Origin of the sequence: Azospira oryzae (assembly GCF_004217225.1) — a bacterium.
GTDB classification, from domain to species: Bacteria; Pseudomonadota; Gammaproteobacteria; order Burkholderiales; family Rhodocyclaceae; genus Azospira; species Azospira oryzae.
Map to the genome: position 1 here is coordinate 1,887,984 of NZ_SHKM01000001.1, position 16,334 is coordinate 1,904,317.

Genomic DNA, 16,334 nt, shown 5'->3' on the forward strand with positions numbered 1-16,334 from the left:
TTGAACTCGGCGCTTCCGGTCTGATGCCGGAATCCACCCTTAACCGACAGCATAAAACAAAAAAGGGACAGGCTCGCGCCTGTCCCTTTTTATCGAATCTTGGTGGCCAGTCGCGGAATCGAACCACGGACACGCGGATTTTCAATCCGCTGCTCTACCAACTGAGCTAACTGGCCAAAAACGAAGGCCGCATTGTAGCCACGACCTACCGACCTGTCAAAGACTTTGTGACATTTATTTCGCAACGCCCTCACACCGACCCCGGCGGCGGCAGGGAGCGGTTCCAGGCGGAGGCCAGGGGCGCATCTTCGGCCAGCTCGGGACGGGGCTCCTGGTAGGCGGGGAAAACCACCCGGGCGATGCTGCCCTGGCCCTTGGGATTGGGCCGCAGGCTGGCCTGGGCGTGATGCAGCTCGGCGATCTCGCGGACGATGGGCAGGCCCAGGCCGGAGCCTTCGGTGCCCGCATCGTCCACCCGGTAGAAGCGCTCGAAGACCAGTTCGGACTGTTCCTCGGTGATGCCGATGCCGCTGTCCTCGATTTCCAGCACCACTTCCGATTCGCCGCCTTCGCTGCGCCGGCGCACCACCCGGCAGGTGACCTGGCCGCCCACGGGGGTGTAGCGCAGGGCGTTGTCGATGAGGTTGTTGATCATCTCCCGCAGCAGGAAGGAGTTGCCCTCGATCTCGGTGGCGCCGTCGGCAGGCTCGTAGCCCATGTCGATGTAGTTCTCCAGGGCCCGCATGACCCAGTCCTCGACGATCTCCCGCAGCAGCTTGTCCAGGTTCATGGGCGCCAGGGGCTGGCTGGCGGCGCCGCTGCCGGCCTCGGCCCGAGCCAGGGTGAGCAGCTGGTTCACCAGGTGGGAGGCCCGGTCCACCGCCCCGGCCATCTGCCGCAGGGCGTACAGCAGGCGCTCCGGGTCGTTCTCCCGCATGGCCAGCTGGGCCTGGGTCTTGAGGCCGGTGAGGGGGGTGCGCATCTGGTGGGCGGCGTCGGCGATGAAGCGGGTCTGGGCCTCCATGTTGCGCTCCATGCGCTCCAGCATGCCGTTGAAGGCCTCGATCAGGGGCTGCAGTTCTTCCGGCACCTTGCGCGTGTTGATGGGCGAGAGATCGCCGGGACGGCGGGCCTCGATGCGGCTGCGCAGCTTGGTCAGGGGTTTCAGCCCCTGGGAGAGGCCGAACCAGACCAGGATCACCGCCAGGGGAATGATGACGAACTGGGGCAGGATGACGCTGGCGATGATCTTGTTGGCCAGCTGGGAGCGCTTTTCCAGGGTCTCGCCCACTTCCACCACCAGCCAGCGGTCGTCGGGCCGGTTGGGATCGGCGAGGAACTGGTAGGCGATGCGCAGGTCCTGGCCGTTGAATTCGCCGTCGCGGAAGCTGATCTCGCCGGTGTCGTCCCGGGGCCGCACCAGCTCGGGGGCCACCGGCAACTCCTTGTCGCCAGCCAGGCGCGTACCTTCCCGGGTGACGACATGGAAGTAGACGCTGTCCACCTCGTCGGCCCGCAGCACGGCCCGGGCCGAGCCGGAAAGGTTGATCACCGGCTTGCTGTCGCTGTAGCGGATCTGCCGGGCGATGGCGTTCACGTTCTCCCGCAGGGCCTGGTCGTAGGGATAGCCGGCAACGATGTTGGCGAAATAGTGGGTGATGGCGATGCTGATGGGCCAGACGAAGAGCAGGGGCGCCAGCATCCAGTCCAGGATTTCCCCGAACAGGGAGCGCTGGGCGTCGCCCCCCTCCTTAGCGGCCGGCGCCGGGTTCTTGCGGCTTTTCAAGGCAGTAACCGAGTCCGCGCACGGTGGCGATGCGTACCCCGCCGGATTCCAGCTTCTTGCGCAGGCGGTGGATGTACACCTCGATGGCGTTGTGGCTCACCTCCTCGCCCCAGCCGCACAGGTGGTCCACCAGCTGGTCCTTGGAGACCAGGCGGCCGACCCGGGAGAGGAGGATTTCCAGCAGCCCCAGTTCCCGGGCCGAGAGGTCCAGGTTCTGGCCGTCCAGCTGGGCCACCCGGCCGGCCTGGTCGTAGGTCAGGGCACCGCAGGTGATGACCGGGGCGGTGCCGGAGGAACGCCGGGTGAGGGCCCGCACCCGGGCCTCCAGCTCGGCCAGTTCGAAGGGCTTGGCCATGTAATCGTCGGCCCCCAGGTCCAGGCCCTTGACCCGGTCGCCGGTGCCGTCGAGAGCGGTGAGGATCAGCACCGGCAGCTGCACATTGCGGGCCCGCAGGCGCTTCAGCACCTCCAGCCCGGGCAGCTTGGGCAGGCCCAGGTCGAGGATGAGCAGGTCGTAGGAATTGGTCATCAAGGCCGTATCGGCCTCCAGACCCGTATAGGCGCAGTCAACGGCGTAGCCGCCCTGCCGCAGGGAACGGGAAAGCCCGTCCGCGATGATTTTGTCGTCTTCAGCCAGGAGTATGCGCATGGAGGATAAGAGCCTGATCCGCGTAAGTTTTATGTAAGCCCGCGCCCTTAATCTGGCGCCGCTGTTCTCCTTTTATGGTCTTAGGAGTCTCGCTTCGGCGGGACTCGGGGGGCGGTTCGATTCCTGCACCGAATCGTCCCCTGCCATCTTTCTTGCGCGCTTTTTCTGTGCGTGCTGCGTTCCCGCCTCCGCTTCGTCCTCGCTCGGCCACAGGCTAAAAACCGCCTCTGGCGCCGCTTTCCGCCGCACGGACGTTCCTTACGGGAACCTTTTCAGTGTAACAAATTCGCCCCTCTCCGGTTGCTGCGCCGCGTCATGGACGGCACTGCCAGCTCCATCCGGACGGCATCATTTCATTCAAATGAATGAAATGGCACAATGGAGTCATTCAAAGCGCCGGCCATCCCCCAGGCGCCGCATCCTCCGCGGAGAATCCCCATGCCCTCCCCTGCCCCCACCTCCATCGCCCGCCGGGCCGTACCCCTGGTCCTGGTCGCCGTGCTGCTGCTCGGCGGCGCCATCGCCTACCGCCTGCGCCCGCCGGCCCTGCCCCCCGGCATCGCCACTGGCAACGGACGCCTGGAAGCCATCGAAGTGGATGTGGCGACCAAGGTGGCGGGCCGCCTGGCCGAGGTCAACGCCCGGGAAGGGGACAGCGTGCCGCTCAACGCAGTCCTCGCCCGCCTCGACGCCGAGGACCTGGCCGCCCAGCTGCAGGCGGCCGAAGCCCAGATCCGCCAGGCCCGGGAAAGCACCCGGGAAGCCAAGGCCGGAGTAAACAGCGCCGCCAGCCAGCGGCGCCTGGCCCAATCCACCCTGAAGCGGACCGAAGCCCTGGTGCAAAAGGGCTACGTCACCGGCAACAAGCTGGACCAGGACCAAAGCACCCTGCAGACCGCCGACGCGGCCCTGGCCGCGGCCCAGACCCGGGTGGCCGAAGCCGTGGCGGCGGTGGAATCGGCCCAGGCCAAGGCCGAGGCCCTGCGCGTCAGCCTGCGCGACACCGCCCTGCGGGCACCCCTGGCCGGCCGGGTGCTGTACCGCCTGGCCGAACCGGGCGAGGTGCTGGCCGCCGGCGGCAAGGTGCTGACCCTGCTGGACATGAACGACATGTACCTGACCATCTACCTGCCCACGGCGGAAGCGGGCAAGGTAGCCGTGGGCGACGAAGCCCGCATCGTCCTCGACGCCCTGGAGACGCCCATTCCCGCCCGGGTCAGCTTCGTCGCGCCGAAGGCCCAGTTCACGCCCAAGGAAGTGGAAACCCGCAACGAGCGGGAAAAGCTCATGTTCCGCCTGAAGCTGCGGGTGGAGCCGGAATGGCTGGCCCAGCACGCCGACCTGGCCAAGCCCGGCATGCCCGGCGTCGGCTACGTGCGCACCGCCGCCGACGTGGCCTGGCCCGCCAAGCTGCAGCTGCGCTGATCCCGCCACCGGCCCTACCCCAACCACTCCCACTCCCGGCCCGCCGCCATGGCCTTACTGGACACCGCCGCTCCCGTCGCCCGCCTCGCCGGCATCAGCCTGCGCTACGGCCAGGTTGATGCCCTGGCGGACGTCACCCTGGACCTGCCCGCTGGCGGCATGGTGGGACTGATCGGCCCGGACGGCGTCGGCAAGTCCTCCCTCCTGGCCCTGGTGGCCGGGGCCCGCAAGATACAGACTGGACGAGTGGAAGTGTTCGGCGAGGACATGGGCAGCGCCCGGGTGCGGCCCCGCCTGCAGCCGCGCATCGCCTACATGCCCCAGGGCCTGGGCAAGAACCTCTACCCCACCCTGTCGGTGGCGGAAAACGTGGATTTCTTCGGCCGCCTCTTCGGCCAGGGCAAGGCCGAGCGGCAGCGGCGCATCGACGAACTGCTCGCCGCCACCAACCTCTCCCCCTTCCGCGACCGGCCGGCGGCCAAGCTCTCCGGCGGCATGAAGCAGAAGCTGGGACTGTGCTGCGCCCTCATCCACGACCCGGACCTGCTGATCCTGGACGAGCCCACCACCGGCGTCGATCCCCTTTCCCGGCGCCAGTTCTGGGAGCTGATCGACCGCATCCGGGCCCGCCGCCCGGGCATGAGCGTGCTGGTGGCCACCGCCTACATGGAAGAGGCGGAGCGCTTCGACTGGCTGGTGGCCATGGACGCCGGCCGCATCATCGGCACCGGCAGCGCCGCCGAGCTGAAGGCCCGCAGCGGCGCCGCCACCCTGGAGCAGGCCTTCATCAGCCTGCTGCCGGAGGAACGGCGCCAAGCCCACAGCCAACTGGTGATCCCGCCCCTGCCGCCGGACGGCCACGACTTCGCCATCGAGGCGGAGGGCCTGACCCAGCGTTTCGGCGACTTCACGGCGGTGGACCGGGTCAGCTTCCAGATCGGCAAGGGCGAGATTTTCGGTTTCCTCGGCTCCAACGGCTGCGGCAAGACCACCACCATGAAAATGCTCACCGGCCTGCTGCCGCCGACCCAGGGCAAGGCCAGCCTGTTCGGCAAGACGGTGGACGCCAACAACCTGGAGACGCGCAAGCAGGTGGGCTACATGTCCCAGGCCTTCTCCCTCTATGGCGAACTGACGGTGGCCCAGAACCTGGACCTGCACGCCCGCCTCTTCCACCTGCCGCCGGAGAAGATCGGCCCGCGCATCGCCGCCCTCGCCGAACGCTTCGACCTGACGCCCTACGCCGACGCCCCGGCGGCGGACCTGCCCCTGGGCATCCGCCAGCGCCTCTCCCTGGCGGTGGCGGTGGTACATGAGCCCCGCCTGCTGATCCTGGACGAGCCGACCTCCGGCGTCGATCCCATCGCCCGGGACCAGTTCTGGGCACTGCTGGTGGAGCTGTCCCGGGAACAGGGGGTGACCATTTTCATCTCCACCCACTTCATGAACGAGGCCGAGCGCTGCGACCGCATCAGCCTCATGCACGCCGGCAAGGTGCTGGCCAGCGACACCCCGGCGGCCCTGCAGGCCGCCCGGGGCGCCGATTCCCTGGAGGCAGCCTTCATCTCCTACCTGGAGGAAGCCAGCGGCGCCGCCCCGGCCCAGCCCCAGCCCCAGAACCCGACGCCCGCCGACGCCCGGCCCGCGCCGACGGCAGCGGCACGGGCGCCCCACCGGCACAAGGCCTTCAGCCTGCGCCGCCTGCTCGGCTACGCCTACCGGGAAGCCCTGGAGCTGCGCCGCGACACCATCCGCCTCACCTTCGCCCTGCTCGGCTCGGTGCTGCTGATGTTCGTGCTCGGCTACGGCATTTCCATGGACGTGGAAGGCCTGCGCTTCGCCGTGCTGGACCGGGACCAGTCCCCCGAGTCCCGGGACTACATCGACAACATCGCCGGCTCCCGCTACTTCCTGCAGCAGCCGCCCATCGCCGACAGCGCCGAGCTGGAGCGGCGCATGCGCGATGGGGAACTGACGGTGGCCCTGGAAATCCCCCCCAATTTCGGCCGGGACCTGCACCAGGGCCGCTCGCCGGAAGTGGGGGCCTGGGTGGACGGGGCCATGCCCTACCGGGGCGAGACCACCCGGGGCTACGTCCAGGGCCTGCACCAGCAGTACATCGTCAAGCTGGTGACCGAGGCCACCGGCACCGCCCCCACCCTGACCTGGACCGACGTGGCCCTGCGCTACCGCTACAACCAGGACTTCCGCAGCATCTACGCCATGGTGCCGGCGGTGATTCCCCTGCTGCTGGTGTTCATCCCGGCCATCCTCATGGCCCTGGGCGTGGTGCGGGAAAAGGAGCTGGGCTCCATCACCAACCTCTACGTGACCCCGGTCAGCCGCCTCGAATTCCTCATCGGCAAGCAGCTGCCCTACGTGGTGGTGTCCATGCTCAGCTTCTTCGCCCTGGCCCTGCAGGCGGTGCTGGTCTTCGGCGTGCCGATCAAGGGCAGCTTCCTCGCCCTGGCCTGCGGCGCCCTGCTCTACGTGGTGTGCACCACCGGCCTGGGCCTGCTCATTTCCACCTTCACCAAGACCCAGATCGCCGCCCTCTTCGGCACCGCCATCCTGACCATGCTGCCGACGGTGCAGTTCTCCGGCCTCACCACCCCGGTGGCCTCCCTGGTGGGCGGCGCCTACTGGATCGGCCAGTTCTTCCCCGCCACCTACTTCCTGGTCATCAGCCGCGGCGTGTTCACCAAGGCCCTGGGCTTTGCCGACCTGGGACAGCAGTTCCTCGCCCTGGCCTGCTTCATTCCGGTGCTAACCCTCATTTCCCTGGCCCTGCTGCCCAAGCAGGAGAAATAGGAAACGACCATGGACCGCCACGGCACGCTGGCCAACATCTTCCGCCTGGGGCTCAAGGAGCTGCGCAGCCTGTGGGCCGACAAGGTGCTGCTGGTACTGATCGTGTGGGCCTTCACCGGCGGCATCTACAGCGCCGCCAAGGGCGTCTCCCAGGAACTGCGCAACGCCCCGGTGGCGGTGGTGGACGAGGACCGTTCGCCCCTTTCCGCCCGCCTCATCGGCGCCCTGACGCCGCCCTACTTCAAGACGCCGGACCTCATTTCCATGGCCCAGATGGACCGGGCCCTGGACCAGGGCCGCTATTCCTTTTCCCTGGTCATCCCCGCCAATTTCCAGCGGGACCTGAAGGAAGGCCGGCGCCCGACCCTGCAGCTGAACATCGACGCCACGGTGATGAGCCAGTCCTTCATCGGCGCCAGCTACATCCAGAGCATCGTCGCCGGGGAACTCAACGAATACCTCACCGGCAAGCGGGACAGCAGCGCCCCGCCGATCCGCCTCACCACCCGGGTGCGCTTCAACCCCAATCTCACCGGCTTCTGGTTCGGCGGCGTCATGGAGGTGATCAACAACATCAACATGCTGACCATCATCCTGGTGGGGGCCGCCTTCATCCGGGAGCGGGAGCACGGCACCCTGGAGCACCTGCTGGTGATGCCCCTGACCCCCTTCGAGATCATGATGGCCAAGGTCTGGGCCAGCGGTGCCGCCGTGCTGCTGGCCGCCAGCGTCGGCCTCATCGCCGTGATCCAGGCCATCATGCAGGTGCCCATCGCCGGCTCCGTGCCCCTGTTCCTCTGCGGCGCCGCCCTCTACCTCTTCTCGGCAGCCTCCATCGGCATTTTCCTCGGCACCATCGCCCGTTCCATGCCCCAGTTCGGCCTGCTCTTCATCCTCACCATCGTGCCCCTGCAGCTGCTCTCCGGCGGCGTCACGCCCCGGGAGAGCATGCCGGAAGTGGTCAGCGACATCATGCTCGGCGCCCCCATCACCTACTTCGTGCGCCTGGCCCAGGCCATCCTCTACCGGGGTGCCGGCCTCGACACGGTGTGGCCCGAGTTCCTCGCCATCACTGGCATCGGCGCCATCTTCTTCCTCATCGCCCACACCCGCTTCCGCAAGTCGGTGACCCAGACCCAGGTGTAGGACGCGCCATGGCCGAACTGCCCCAACTGCACAGCGACGACACCCGGGAACGGCTCCTGGCCGCCGGCCTGGCCCTCTTCGGCCGCCACGGCTACGACGGCGTCACCACCCGCATGCTGGCCGCCGCCGCCCGGGTGAACCAGTCGGCCATTCCCTACCACTTCGGCGGCAAGGAAGGGGTGTACCGGGCGGTCGCCGAATTCATCGCCGCCGAGATGGGGCCCCGCATCCAGAGCCTGACCCGGGAGGCGGAACAACGCCTGCAGGACCCGGCCACCGACCCGGGCGAGCTGCTGGTGCAGGTGGTGCGGGATCTGGCCGCCGCCTCCTTCGTCCCCGGCCACCCCCTGGCCTGGTTCATCTTCCTCACCCGGGAGCAGTTCCACCCCACGCCGGCCTTCGACGTGCTCTACGAGCGCTTCACCCGCCCCGGCCACACCCTGGTCAGCCGGCTCCTGGCCCGGGTCACCGGCCAGCCGGAGGAATCGCCCGAGAACCTGCTGCTGGCCCACGCCCTGATCGGCGCCATGGTCGCCTTCGGCTCCGCCCGCACCACCCTGCAGCGGCGCCTGGGCTGGTCGGAAAGCGATTACGAGCCGGCCCAGCTGCAGGCCATGCTGGCGGTCATCGAGCAGCACTGCCGGGCCACGGTGGCGGGCCTGCGACGGCAGGCCTGAGAGACAGCAGGGACGCCACTCTCCAGGCAGGCACGGCGGAGATGGCTGCCGATACTGGCTCCCGGACCAGCCCCCTATTACACCGCCAGCCGGTAGCCGACGCCGGATTCGGTGAGGATGTGCCGCGGCATGGCCGGGTCGTCCTCCAGCTTGCGCCGCAGGCCGGCCATGTACACCCGCAGGTAGTGGGCGTGCTCCACATGGCTGGGGCCCCACACCTCCCGCAGCAGCTGGCGGTGGGTGAGGACCCGGCCGGCGTTGGCCACCAGCTGGCTCAGCAGCCGGTATTCGATGGGGGTCAGATGCACCGCCTCGCCATGGCGGCTGACCTGGCGCCGGGCCAGATCCACCTCCACCGGGCCGAAGGCAAACACCGGCGGCATGTCGCCGCCCCGGCCGGCGCGGCGCAGCAGGGCCCGCACCCGGGCCAGCAGTTCGGGAATGCCGAAGGGCTTGGTCAGGTAGTCGTCGCCGCCCGCATCCAGGGCCGCCACCTTGTCGCTCTCGTCGCTGCGGGCCGACAGCACCAGCACCGGCACCCCGGACCAGTTGCGCAGGTCCCGGATCAGATCGACGCCGTCGCCGTCGGGCAGGCCCAGGTCCAGCACCAGCAGGTCGGGCTTGCGGGTGCCGGCCTCGATCAGGCCCCGGGCGGCGGTGTCCGCCTCCCACACGGTGCAGCCTTCCGACTCCAGGGCGGCGCGGACGAAACGGCGGATCTGGGGCTCGTCCTCGACGATCACCACCACCGGGGCAAGGCGCTCCTGGCCGGCGGCGGGATTCACAGCAGCTCCGTCGGCAGGGCCGGGGGCTGGCCCAGGGGCAGGGTGAACACGAAGCGGGCGCCGGGGCCGTCGCTGCGGTTCTCCGCCCACACCTTGCCCTTGTGGGCATCGACGATGGCGCGGACGATGGCCAGGCCGAGGCCGACGCCGGGAATGGCCGACTCGTCCTGGCCCCGGGTGAATTTCTCGAACAGGCCCGCCTCCTTGCCCGGCGGCAGGCCCGGCCCGTTGTCGCTGACGCTCACCAGCACCCGCTCCGCCTCCCGGCGGGCGCCGATCTCGATGAGGCTGCCCGGCGGCGTGTACTTGGCGGCATTTTCGATGAGATTGCAGAACACCCGTTCCATCAGCACGGCGTCGAACTCCAGCAGGGGCAGGTCGGCGGGCAGGTCCACCCGCACCCGGTGTTGGGCCAGGACCGAGGCCCGGGCCTGGAGCGCCGCCCCCACCACTTCCTCCAGGGGCTGCCACTCCTTCTTCAGGGTCACCTGGCCCGACTGCAGCCGGGCCATGTCCAGCAGATTATGCACCAGGGCGCTGGTGCGCATGGCCTCGCCCCGGATGGCCTGGGCCAGCTCGGCCTGGGCCGGCGGCAGGGCGCCGCCCAGGCTGAGGGAGTCGGCCAGCCCCACCAGGGCCGTGAGGGGGGTGCGCAGGTCGTGGGAGAGGGCCGCCAGCAGGCCGTTGCGCAGGCGCTCCGACTCCATCTGCACCAGGGCTTCCTGGGCCACCTCGATGTAATGCACCCGTTCCACGGCGATGGCCACCAGGGTGGCGCAGGTCTCCAGCAGCCGCTCCTGTTCCGGCGAGGGCAGCCAGGGCTGCTCCCGGGGCAGCACCGCCAGCACGCCCCGGGTGCGCATCGGCGCCTTCAGAGGCAGGTAGCGCATGGGGGCCGAGGGCAGGGTGTCGGTGGAGAGACCGGCAGCCTCGCCGTGGTCCGCCGCCCACTGGGCGATGCCCAGGTCCACCGGCAGGTCAGCCGGCAGCCCTTCCGGCAGGCTCAGGCGCTCCTGCTGGCCGGGTACCAGCAGCAGGGCCCGGGCCTGGAAGCCCTGCTGCACGAAGCGCCGGGTAATGTCGTCGATCTGCTCCACGGTGAGGGCCGCCGACAGCTCCCGGGCCATCTCGTAGAGGGCGTCGCTGCGCCGCTCCCGGCTCTGGGCCACGTCCACCTGGAAGCGCAGGCCGGCGGTGAGCTGGGCGGTGATGAGGGCCACCGCCAGCATCACGGAAAAGGTCAGCAGGTACTGCACGTCGCTGACGGCGAAGGAGAGGCGCGGCGAGACGAAGAAGAAATCGAAGGCGGCGACGGAGAGGAAGGCGGCCAGGATGGCCGGGTTGCGCCCCAGCTTGACCGCGGCGAAGAGCACCGCCAGGAGGAACAGCATGACGATGTTGGCCAGGTCCAGGGCGCCGTGCAGGGGCGTCGCCACCAGGGTCACGGCAGCCACGGCCGCCGCCGCCAGGCCGTAGCCCCGCACATTGACTGCGGCGGGCCGGGCCGGGCCGTCCGGGAGCGGCGGCGCTTCCCCGTCCACCCCATCGCTGGCCACCTGCATGACGTCCAGGTCCGGCGCCTGGCGGGCCAGGCGCCGCGCCAGGGAAGTGCGCCAGGGCAGCCAGCGGCGCCAGTCCCCGGGCAGTTCCCGGCCCAGCAGGACCTTGCCCAGATTGTGTTCCCGGGCGTACTGGATGGCCGCCGCGGCGGCATCCTGGCCCGGCCGGTTGGCCGTCTCGGCCCCCAGCTCCTGGGCCAGGCGCAAGCTCTTCAGCACCCGCCCCCGCTCCCCTTCGGGCAGCCGCTGGTAGCGGGGCGTCTCCACATAGAGGGCGTGCCAGGGCACCTCCAGCTGGGTCGCCAGGCGGGCGGCGCTGCGCACCAGGCGCTCGCTGCCGGGGCCCGGACCGATGCACACCAGCAGGGATTCCCGGGTCGGCCAGACGGTGCTAACCGACTGGTCGCGGCGGTAGGCCCGCACGTCGTCGTCCACCCGGTCGGCGGTGCGGCGCAGGGCCAGTTCCCGCAGGGCCAGCAGATTGCCCTTGCGGAAGAAGTTGGCCATGGCCCGCTCGGCCTGCTGGGGCACGTACACCTTGCCGGCCTTGAGCCGGGTCAGCAGTTCCTCCGGCGGCAGGTCCACCAGCACCACCTCGTCGGCGGCATCGAAAAGGCGGTCGGGTACCGTCTCCCACACCCGGGCGCCGGTGATGCGGCCCACCACGTCGTTGAGGCTTTCCAGGTGCTGCACATTGACCGTGGTGAACACGTCGATGCCGGCGGCCAGGAGTTCCTCCACGTCCTGCCAGCGCTTGGGGTGGCGACTGCCAGGGGCATTGCTGTGGGCCAGCTCGTCCACCAGCACCAGGTCCGGCGCCCGCTGCAGGGCGCCATCCAGGTCGAATTCCTGCAGGCGGCGGCCCCGGTGCTCGACCTGCCGGGAAGGCAGCAGCTCCAGGCCCTGGACCAGCTCGGCGGTTTCCCGCCGGCCGTGGGTTTCCACCACCCCCACCGCCACGTCCACGCCCTGGGACTGCAGGGTACGGGCGGCGGCCAGCATGGCGTAGGTCTTGCCGACGCCGGGGCTGGCGCCGAAGAAGATTTTCAGGCGGCCGCGGCGGGCCTGGATTTCCTCCGCCTCCAGGCGGGCCAGGAGGGCGTCGGGATCGGGGCGTTGCAGAGGATCGGACATGGGTGGAGTTTATTCCTTGGCGGCAGCGCGCAGGGCCAGCTCGGCCAGGATGCGCTGCCGTACCTGCTGGCGCAGGCGGTGTTTGCACTGGGGGCCGCAGGTCAGCTGGCGGCCGTAGGCGAAGGGATGCTCGACGGCACTGATGGGATGGCGGGTGCCGCAGACGGGGCAGATATGGATGGGCATGGCCGTTCCCTCACAGGCGCTGCTCGGCGTAGCGGGCCAGGGCCGCCGGCTGGTCGGCGATGCTGGCGGCCACCAGATAGACCTCCCGCCCCGGCCCGTCGCCGAGGGCCACGGCCAGGGCGATGCCGGCGGCCCCGGCCGCCACCGCCAGCCGCAACGGCGCCTCCCAGGCCGCCAGGTAGCTGGCCAGGGCGCGACGCCCGACGCTGTCGCGGGAGAAGGAAACCTGGCCGAGGGCGCGGCCCTGCTGGCGGGCAGCCAGTCGCAGCTGGTCGCCGTCGATACGGATTCCGATACAGACATTGGCATTCATAGGACACCTGGGAACGAAGGGTGGCGCGGCACCCGATGCCCACAGATTAGAAAAGGGGCTGTTGCAATGGGGTCAAAAATAGCCGACCCCGTATCAAGATGGCGTTAAGAATCGCCCCCCAAATCCGGCAGAAAAAAAACCGGCCCGGGCGAAGCCTGGGCCGGCACAAGAAACAGCTTCCCCGGGGGAGGTGGAAGCTGCTGTCGGAACCCGTTAGAAGGAACGTCCCACCTGGAGGACGAGACGGTCCTTGTTCAACTCCCGGGTTTCGCCATTGGCAGCGGAAAGGCCGCCCACCGGAGGCCGGTAGAAGCGGTCGTTGGTGGCGCCGACCCAGGCGCCGGAGAGGCTCCAGCCGCCGCTGAAGGTCTTGGTCAGGCCGAGGCGGTAGTCGGTGTAGTCGGCGCTGATGCCACCGTAGGTGGCTTTGACGTCGGTGCGGCCCAGGTGCAGGTTGAGGGTCAGGTCCTCGGCCAGGGGCACGTTGGCGCTCAGGTCGTGGTAGAGGCTGCCCTTGGTGTCGCTGCTGTAGCCGGTCTTGGTGTTGGCGCCGAAGTAGTCCGTGAGGGACACGGACAGCTTGTAGCTGAGCCAGCGCCAGGAGAAGCCGCCGTTCAGCTCGAAGTTGTCGAATTTCTGCCCCGGCAGGGAACAGGGGGCCGCCCAGGCGGCGGAGGGACAGGTCCCTTTGTCCACATTGGCACCGGGATACCAGTAGCCGTAGCCGCCGACGGTGTAGCCCCAGTCGTCGTCCAGCTTGCCGTTGTAGCCGGCGTAGTAGTCCACCTCCAGGTTGCTGCCCGGGTAGGAGTTGCCGGAGACGTTGGAGGCCCACAGGCCGGCATAGAGGCCGTTGCGGTGGGCCAGGTCCACGCCGCCCTGGAGGGCGGGGCCGCCCCAGGTCTGGTCGATGCCGCGGAAACGGTACTCGCTGACCAGGTTGAGATTGCTGCTGACGGAAAGGTCCGGGGCGGCCTCCGCCTCGGCGCCGGCGGCGCCGGCGGCAAGCAGAAGCAGGGGCAGAAGTACAAGGTGCTTGGAGTTGTTCATGGGTTTTTCCTGTTTTTGGGTGAAGGGGAAGGTGCCGGGGGACGATGTCCCAGCAGCCAGCCGGCCAGGGCGATGGGGGCGAAAATGGCCAGCAGCGCCAGCAGCAGGTGGCAGAGGTCCAGGAGCGGGCCGGTCATGGCGGGCTCTCAGGGCGCCGCCTGGTCCAGGGCCCGGTTGAGGGCCAGGACATTGACCCGGGGCTCACCCAGGAAGCCCCATTGGCGGCCTTCCGTGTGGCGCTCCAGCAGGGCCAGCACCCGGGCTTCGGGCAGGCCCCGCAGGCGGGCTACCCGGGGCGCCTGCCAGCGGGCGGCGGCGGGACTGATGTGGGGATCGAGGCCACTGGCGGAGGCCGTCACCAGATCCACCGGGATGGGGGCCTGCTGGCTAGGGTCCGCCGCCTTGAGGACGCTGATGCGCTCCTGCAGCGCCGCCTCCAGGGCCGGGTTGAGGGGCCCCAGGTTGGCGCCGCCGGAACTGCCGCCGTTGTAGGGCATGGGCGCGGTGGCGGAGGGGCGGCCCCAGAAGTAGCGGGGGTCGGAGAAGGGCTGGCCGATGAGGCGGGAGCCCACGGCCTGGCCGTTTTCCTTGAGCAGGCTGCCGTTGGCCTGGTCGGACATGGTGGCCTGGGCCAGGCCGGTGACCAGGGCCGGGTAGGCAGCGCCGGTGAGGGCGCTGAGCAGCGCCAGGAGGATCAGGGCGGGTTGCAGTTCCTTGAGCATGGAAGTCTCCTTAGGCCAGATGCAGGCCGACAAGCATGAGGTCGATGGCCTTGATGCCGGCGAAGGGCACCACCAGGCCGCCCACGCCGTAGACCAGCAGGTTGCGGCGCAGGATGGCGGCGGCGCCCTGGGGCCGGTAGGCCACGCCCTTCAAGGCCAGGGGGATGAGGGCGACGATCACCAGGGCGTTGAAGATCACCGCCGAGAGGATGGCCGAGGCCGGCGTCGCCAGGCCCATGACGTTGAGCACGCCGAGGGCCGGATAGGTGGCGGCGAAGGCGGCCGGGATGATGGCGAAGTACTTGGCCACGTCGTTGGCGATGGAGAAGGTGGTGAGGGCGCCCCGGGTCATCAGCATCTGCTTGCCCGTCTCCACGATCTCGATCAGCTTGGTGGGGTTGGAATCCAGGTCCACCATGTTGCCGGCCTCCTTGGCCGCCTGGGTGCCGCTGTTCATGGCCACCGCCACGTCGGCCTGGGCCAGGGCCGGGGCGTCGTTGGTGCCGTCGCCGGTCATGGCCACCAGGCGGCCGTCCTGCTGGTGCTGGCGGATCAGTTTGAGCTTGGCCTCCGGCGTGGCTTCGGCCAGGAAGTCGTCCACCCCGGCCTCGGCGGCGATGGCGGCGGCGGTGAGGGAGTTGTCGCCGGTGATCATCACCGTCTTGATGCCCATGCGGCGCAGTTCGGCGAAGCGCTCCTTGATGCCGCCCTTGACGATGTCCTTCAGCTCCACCACCCCCAGCACCCGGGCGGCGCCGGCGCTGGATTCGGCCACCGCCAGGGGCGTGGCGCCGCGGCGGGCGATGTCGTCCACCGCCTGCTGCACGGCGGCAGACCATTCGCCGCCCAGGGCCAGGATGTGGGCCTTGACCGCGTCGGCGGCGCCCTTGCGGATGCTGCGCCCCTGCCAGTCGATGCCGCTCATGCGGGTCTGGGCGGTGAAGTGCACGAAGCTGGCGCCGTCGGCGTGGATGTCCCGGCCCCGCTGGTGCAGGCGCTCCTTGGCCAGGGTGACGATGGAGCGGCCCTCCGGCGTTTCGTCGGCGAGGGAGGCGAGCAGGGCCGCCTCGGCCAGTTCCTTCTCGCTGACGCCGGCGGCGGGGGCGAAGGCGGCGGCCTGGCGGTTGCCCAGGGTGATGGTGCCGGTCTTGTCCAGCAGCAGCACATCCACGTCGCCGGCGGCTTCCACCGCCTTGCCGGAGGTGGCGATGACGTTCTTTTCCATCATCCGCCCCATGCCGGCGACGCCGATGGCCGAGAGCAGGCCGCCGATGGTGGTGGGAATGAGGCACACCAGCAGGGCCACCAGCACCGTCACCGTGACCGGGCTGCCGCTGCCGGCGACGCCGACGCTGTAGATGGAGAAGGGCAGCAGGGTCGCCGTGGCCAGGAGGAAGGTCAGGGTCAGGGCCACCAGCAGGATGGTCAGGGCGATCTCGTTGGGCGTCTTCTGCCGCCTGGCCCCTTCCACCATGCCGATCATGCGGTCGAGGAAGGTCTCCCCCGGATTGACGGTGATCTTCACCACCAGCCAGTCGGAGAGCACCCGGGTGCCGCCGGTGACGGCGCTGAAGTCGCCGCCGGACTCCCGGATCACCGGGGCCGATTCGCCGGTGATGGCCGATTCGTCCACCGAGGCCACGCCTTCCACCACCTCGCCGTCGCCGGGAATGACGTCGCCGGCCTGGACCAGCACCACGTCGCCCTTGCGCAGGTCTTCCGAGGGCACGGTGTGGAAGGGGGCGCCGGCGTGGGCTTCCCGCAACTTCTTGGCCCACACGGTCTTCTTCAGGCCCTTCAGGGCAGCGGCCTGGGCCTTGCCCCGGCCCTCGGCCACGGCCTCGGCGAAATTGGCGAAGAGCACGGTGAACCACAGCCACAGGGTGATGGCCAGGATGAAGCCGGCGGGCGCCTCGCCCTCCCCGGCCAGGGCCTGGAGCCAGAGGCCGGTGGTGAGCAGGCTGCCCAGCCAGACCACGAACATCACCGGGTTCTTCACCTGGTAGCGGGGGGAGAGGCGCTTGACCGATTCCCAGGCGGCTTCTTGCAGCAGGGCCCGGTCGTAGAGGGATTGGCTTGTTGTTTTCATCG

At 69.5% G+C, this 16,334-nt stretch carries 14 protein-coding genes and 1 tRNA gene; 4 read left to right on the top strand and 11 right to left on the bottom strand.

Annotated elements, in window-relative coordinates; translation table 11 throughout:
• Positions 1 to 100: 100 nt before the first annotated feature.
• The 3 genes from EV678_RS08655 to EV678_RS08665 all read right to left on the bottom strand — a co-directional run bounded on the left by EV678_RS08655 (position 101) and on the right by EV678_RS08665 (position 2,435).
• Positions 101 to 176: transfer RNA gene (locus EV678_RS08655), tRNA-Phe, on the bottom strand.
• A 74-nt stretch (positions 177 to 250) separates the two neighbouring features.
• Positions 251 to 1,786, bottom strand: a complete 1,536-nt coding sequence (locus EV678_RS08660) for a sensor histidine kinase (protein WP_014235385.1) — start codon at positions 1,784 to 1,786, stop codon at positions 251 to 253.
• Complete coding sequence (locus tag EV678_RS08665; protein ID WP_014235386.1) at positions 1,752 to 2,435, bottom strand: response regulator transcription factor; 684 nt, start codon at positions 2,433 to 2,435, stop codon at positions 1,752 to 1,754. The genes EV678_RS08660 and EV678_RS08665 overlap by 35 nt, the downstream gene beginning before the upstream one ends.
• 438 nt (positions 2,436 to 2,873) lie before the next feature.
• On the opposite strand from EV678_RS08665, the gene EV678_RS08670 reads away from it, so the two are divergent.
• Genes EV678_RS08670 through EV678_RS08685 form a run of 4 tightly spaced genes read left to right on the top strand, consistent with a single transcriptional unit; the run spans position 2,874 to position 8,494 of the window.
• A complete protein-coding gene (locus EV678_RS08670; protein ID WP_130459189.1) occupies positions 2,874 to 3,860 on the top strand; it encodes an HlyD family secretion protein in 987 nt (328 codons plus the stop codon).
• Between the two features lie 48 nt (positions 3,861 to 3,908).
• Positions 3,909 to 6,671, top strand: coding sequence for a ribosome-associated ATPase/putative transporter RbbA (gene rbbA, locus EV678_RS08675; RefSeq protein WP_207222218.1), 2,763 nt, complete (start codon positions 3,909 to 3,911; stop codon positions 6,669 to 6,671).
• A gap of 9 nt (positions 6,672 to 6,680) precedes the next feature.
• On the top strand, positions 6,681 to 7,817 hold the full coding sequence (locus tag EV678_RS08680) for an ABC transporter permease (RefSeq protein WP_130459190.1): 1,137 nt from the start codon (positions 6,681 to 6,683) through the stop codon (positions 7,815 to 7,817).
• Between the two features lie 8 nt (positions 7,818 to 7,825).
• Positions 7,826 to 8,494 (top strand): CerR family C-terminal domain-containing protein, encoded by a 669-nt coding sequence (locus tag EV678_RS08685; protein WP_130459191.1) that lies wholly within the window; start codon positions 7,826 to 7,828, stop codon positions 8,492 to 8,494.
• 77 nt (positions 8,495 to 8,571) lie between these two features.
• On the opposite strand, the gene kdpE is transcribed toward EV678_RS08685, so the two are convergent.
• The 8 genes from kdpE to kdpB form a co-directional block, all read right to left on the bottom strand.
• The gene (gene kdpE, locus EV678_RS08690) at positions 8,572 to 9,279 is read right to left on the bottom strand and encodes a two-component system response regulator KdpE (RefSeq protein WP_014235391.1); all 708 of its coding nucleotides are present in this window, start codon (positions 9,277 to 9,279) and stop codon (positions 8,572 to 8,574) included.
• Positions 9,276 to 11,972: a two-component system sensor histidine kinase KdpD gene (kdpD, locus tag EV678_RS08695; RefSeq protein ID WP_130459192.1), complete on the bottom strand. Its 2,697-nt coding sequence runs from the start codon at positions 11,970 to 11,972 to the stop codon at positions 9,276 to 9,278. Before kdpD ends, kdpE begins: the two co-directional genes overlap by 4 nt.
• A gap of 9 nt (positions 11,973 to 11,981) precedes the next feature.
• Positions 11,982 to 12,158, bottom strand: a complete 177-nt coding sequence (locus EV678_RS16070) for a hypothetical protein (RefSeq protein WP_165397475.1) — start codon at positions 12,156 to 12,158, stop codon at positions 11,982 to 11,984.
• Between the two features lie 10 nt (positions 12,159 to 12,168).
• Positions 12,169 to 12,471, bottom strand: a complete 303-nt coding sequence (locus tag EV678_RS08700) for a hypothetical protein (RefSeq protein ID WP_130459193.1) — start codon at positions 12,469 to 12,471, stop codon at positions 12,169 to 12,171.
• Positions 12,472 to 12,684: 213 nt separating this feature from the next.
• Entirely contained in the window at positions 12,685 to 13,521 is an 837-nt protein-coding gene (locus EV678_RS08705) for a TorF family putative porin (protein ID WP_130459194.1), read from the bottom strand.
• Positions 13,518 to 13,658: a hypothetical protein gene (locus EV678_RS16075; RefSeq protein WP_165397476.1), complete on the bottom strand. Its 141-nt coding sequence runs from the start codon at positions 13,656 to 13,658 to the stop codon at positions 13,518 to 13,520. The genes EV678_RS08705 and EV678_RS16075 overlap by 4 nt, the downstream gene beginning before the upstream one ends.
• Before the next feature lie 9 nt (positions 13,659 to 13,667).
• Positions 13,668 to 14,243, bottom strand: a complete 576-nt coding sequence (gene kdpC, locus EV678_RS08710) for a potassium-transporting ATPase subunit KdpC (protein ID WP_130459195.1) — start codon at positions 14,241 to 14,243, stop codon at positions 13,668 to 13,670.
• Between the two features lie 10 nt (positions 14,244 to 14,253).
• Positions 14,254 to 16,332 (bottom strand): potassium-transporting ATPase subunit KdpB, encoded by a 2,079-nt coding sequence (kdpB, locus tag EV678_RS08715; protein WP_130459196.1) that lies wholly within the window; start codon positions 16,330 to 16,332, stop codon positions 14,254 to 14,256.
• Between the last annotated feature and the right edge of the window lie 2 nt (positions 16,333 to 16,334).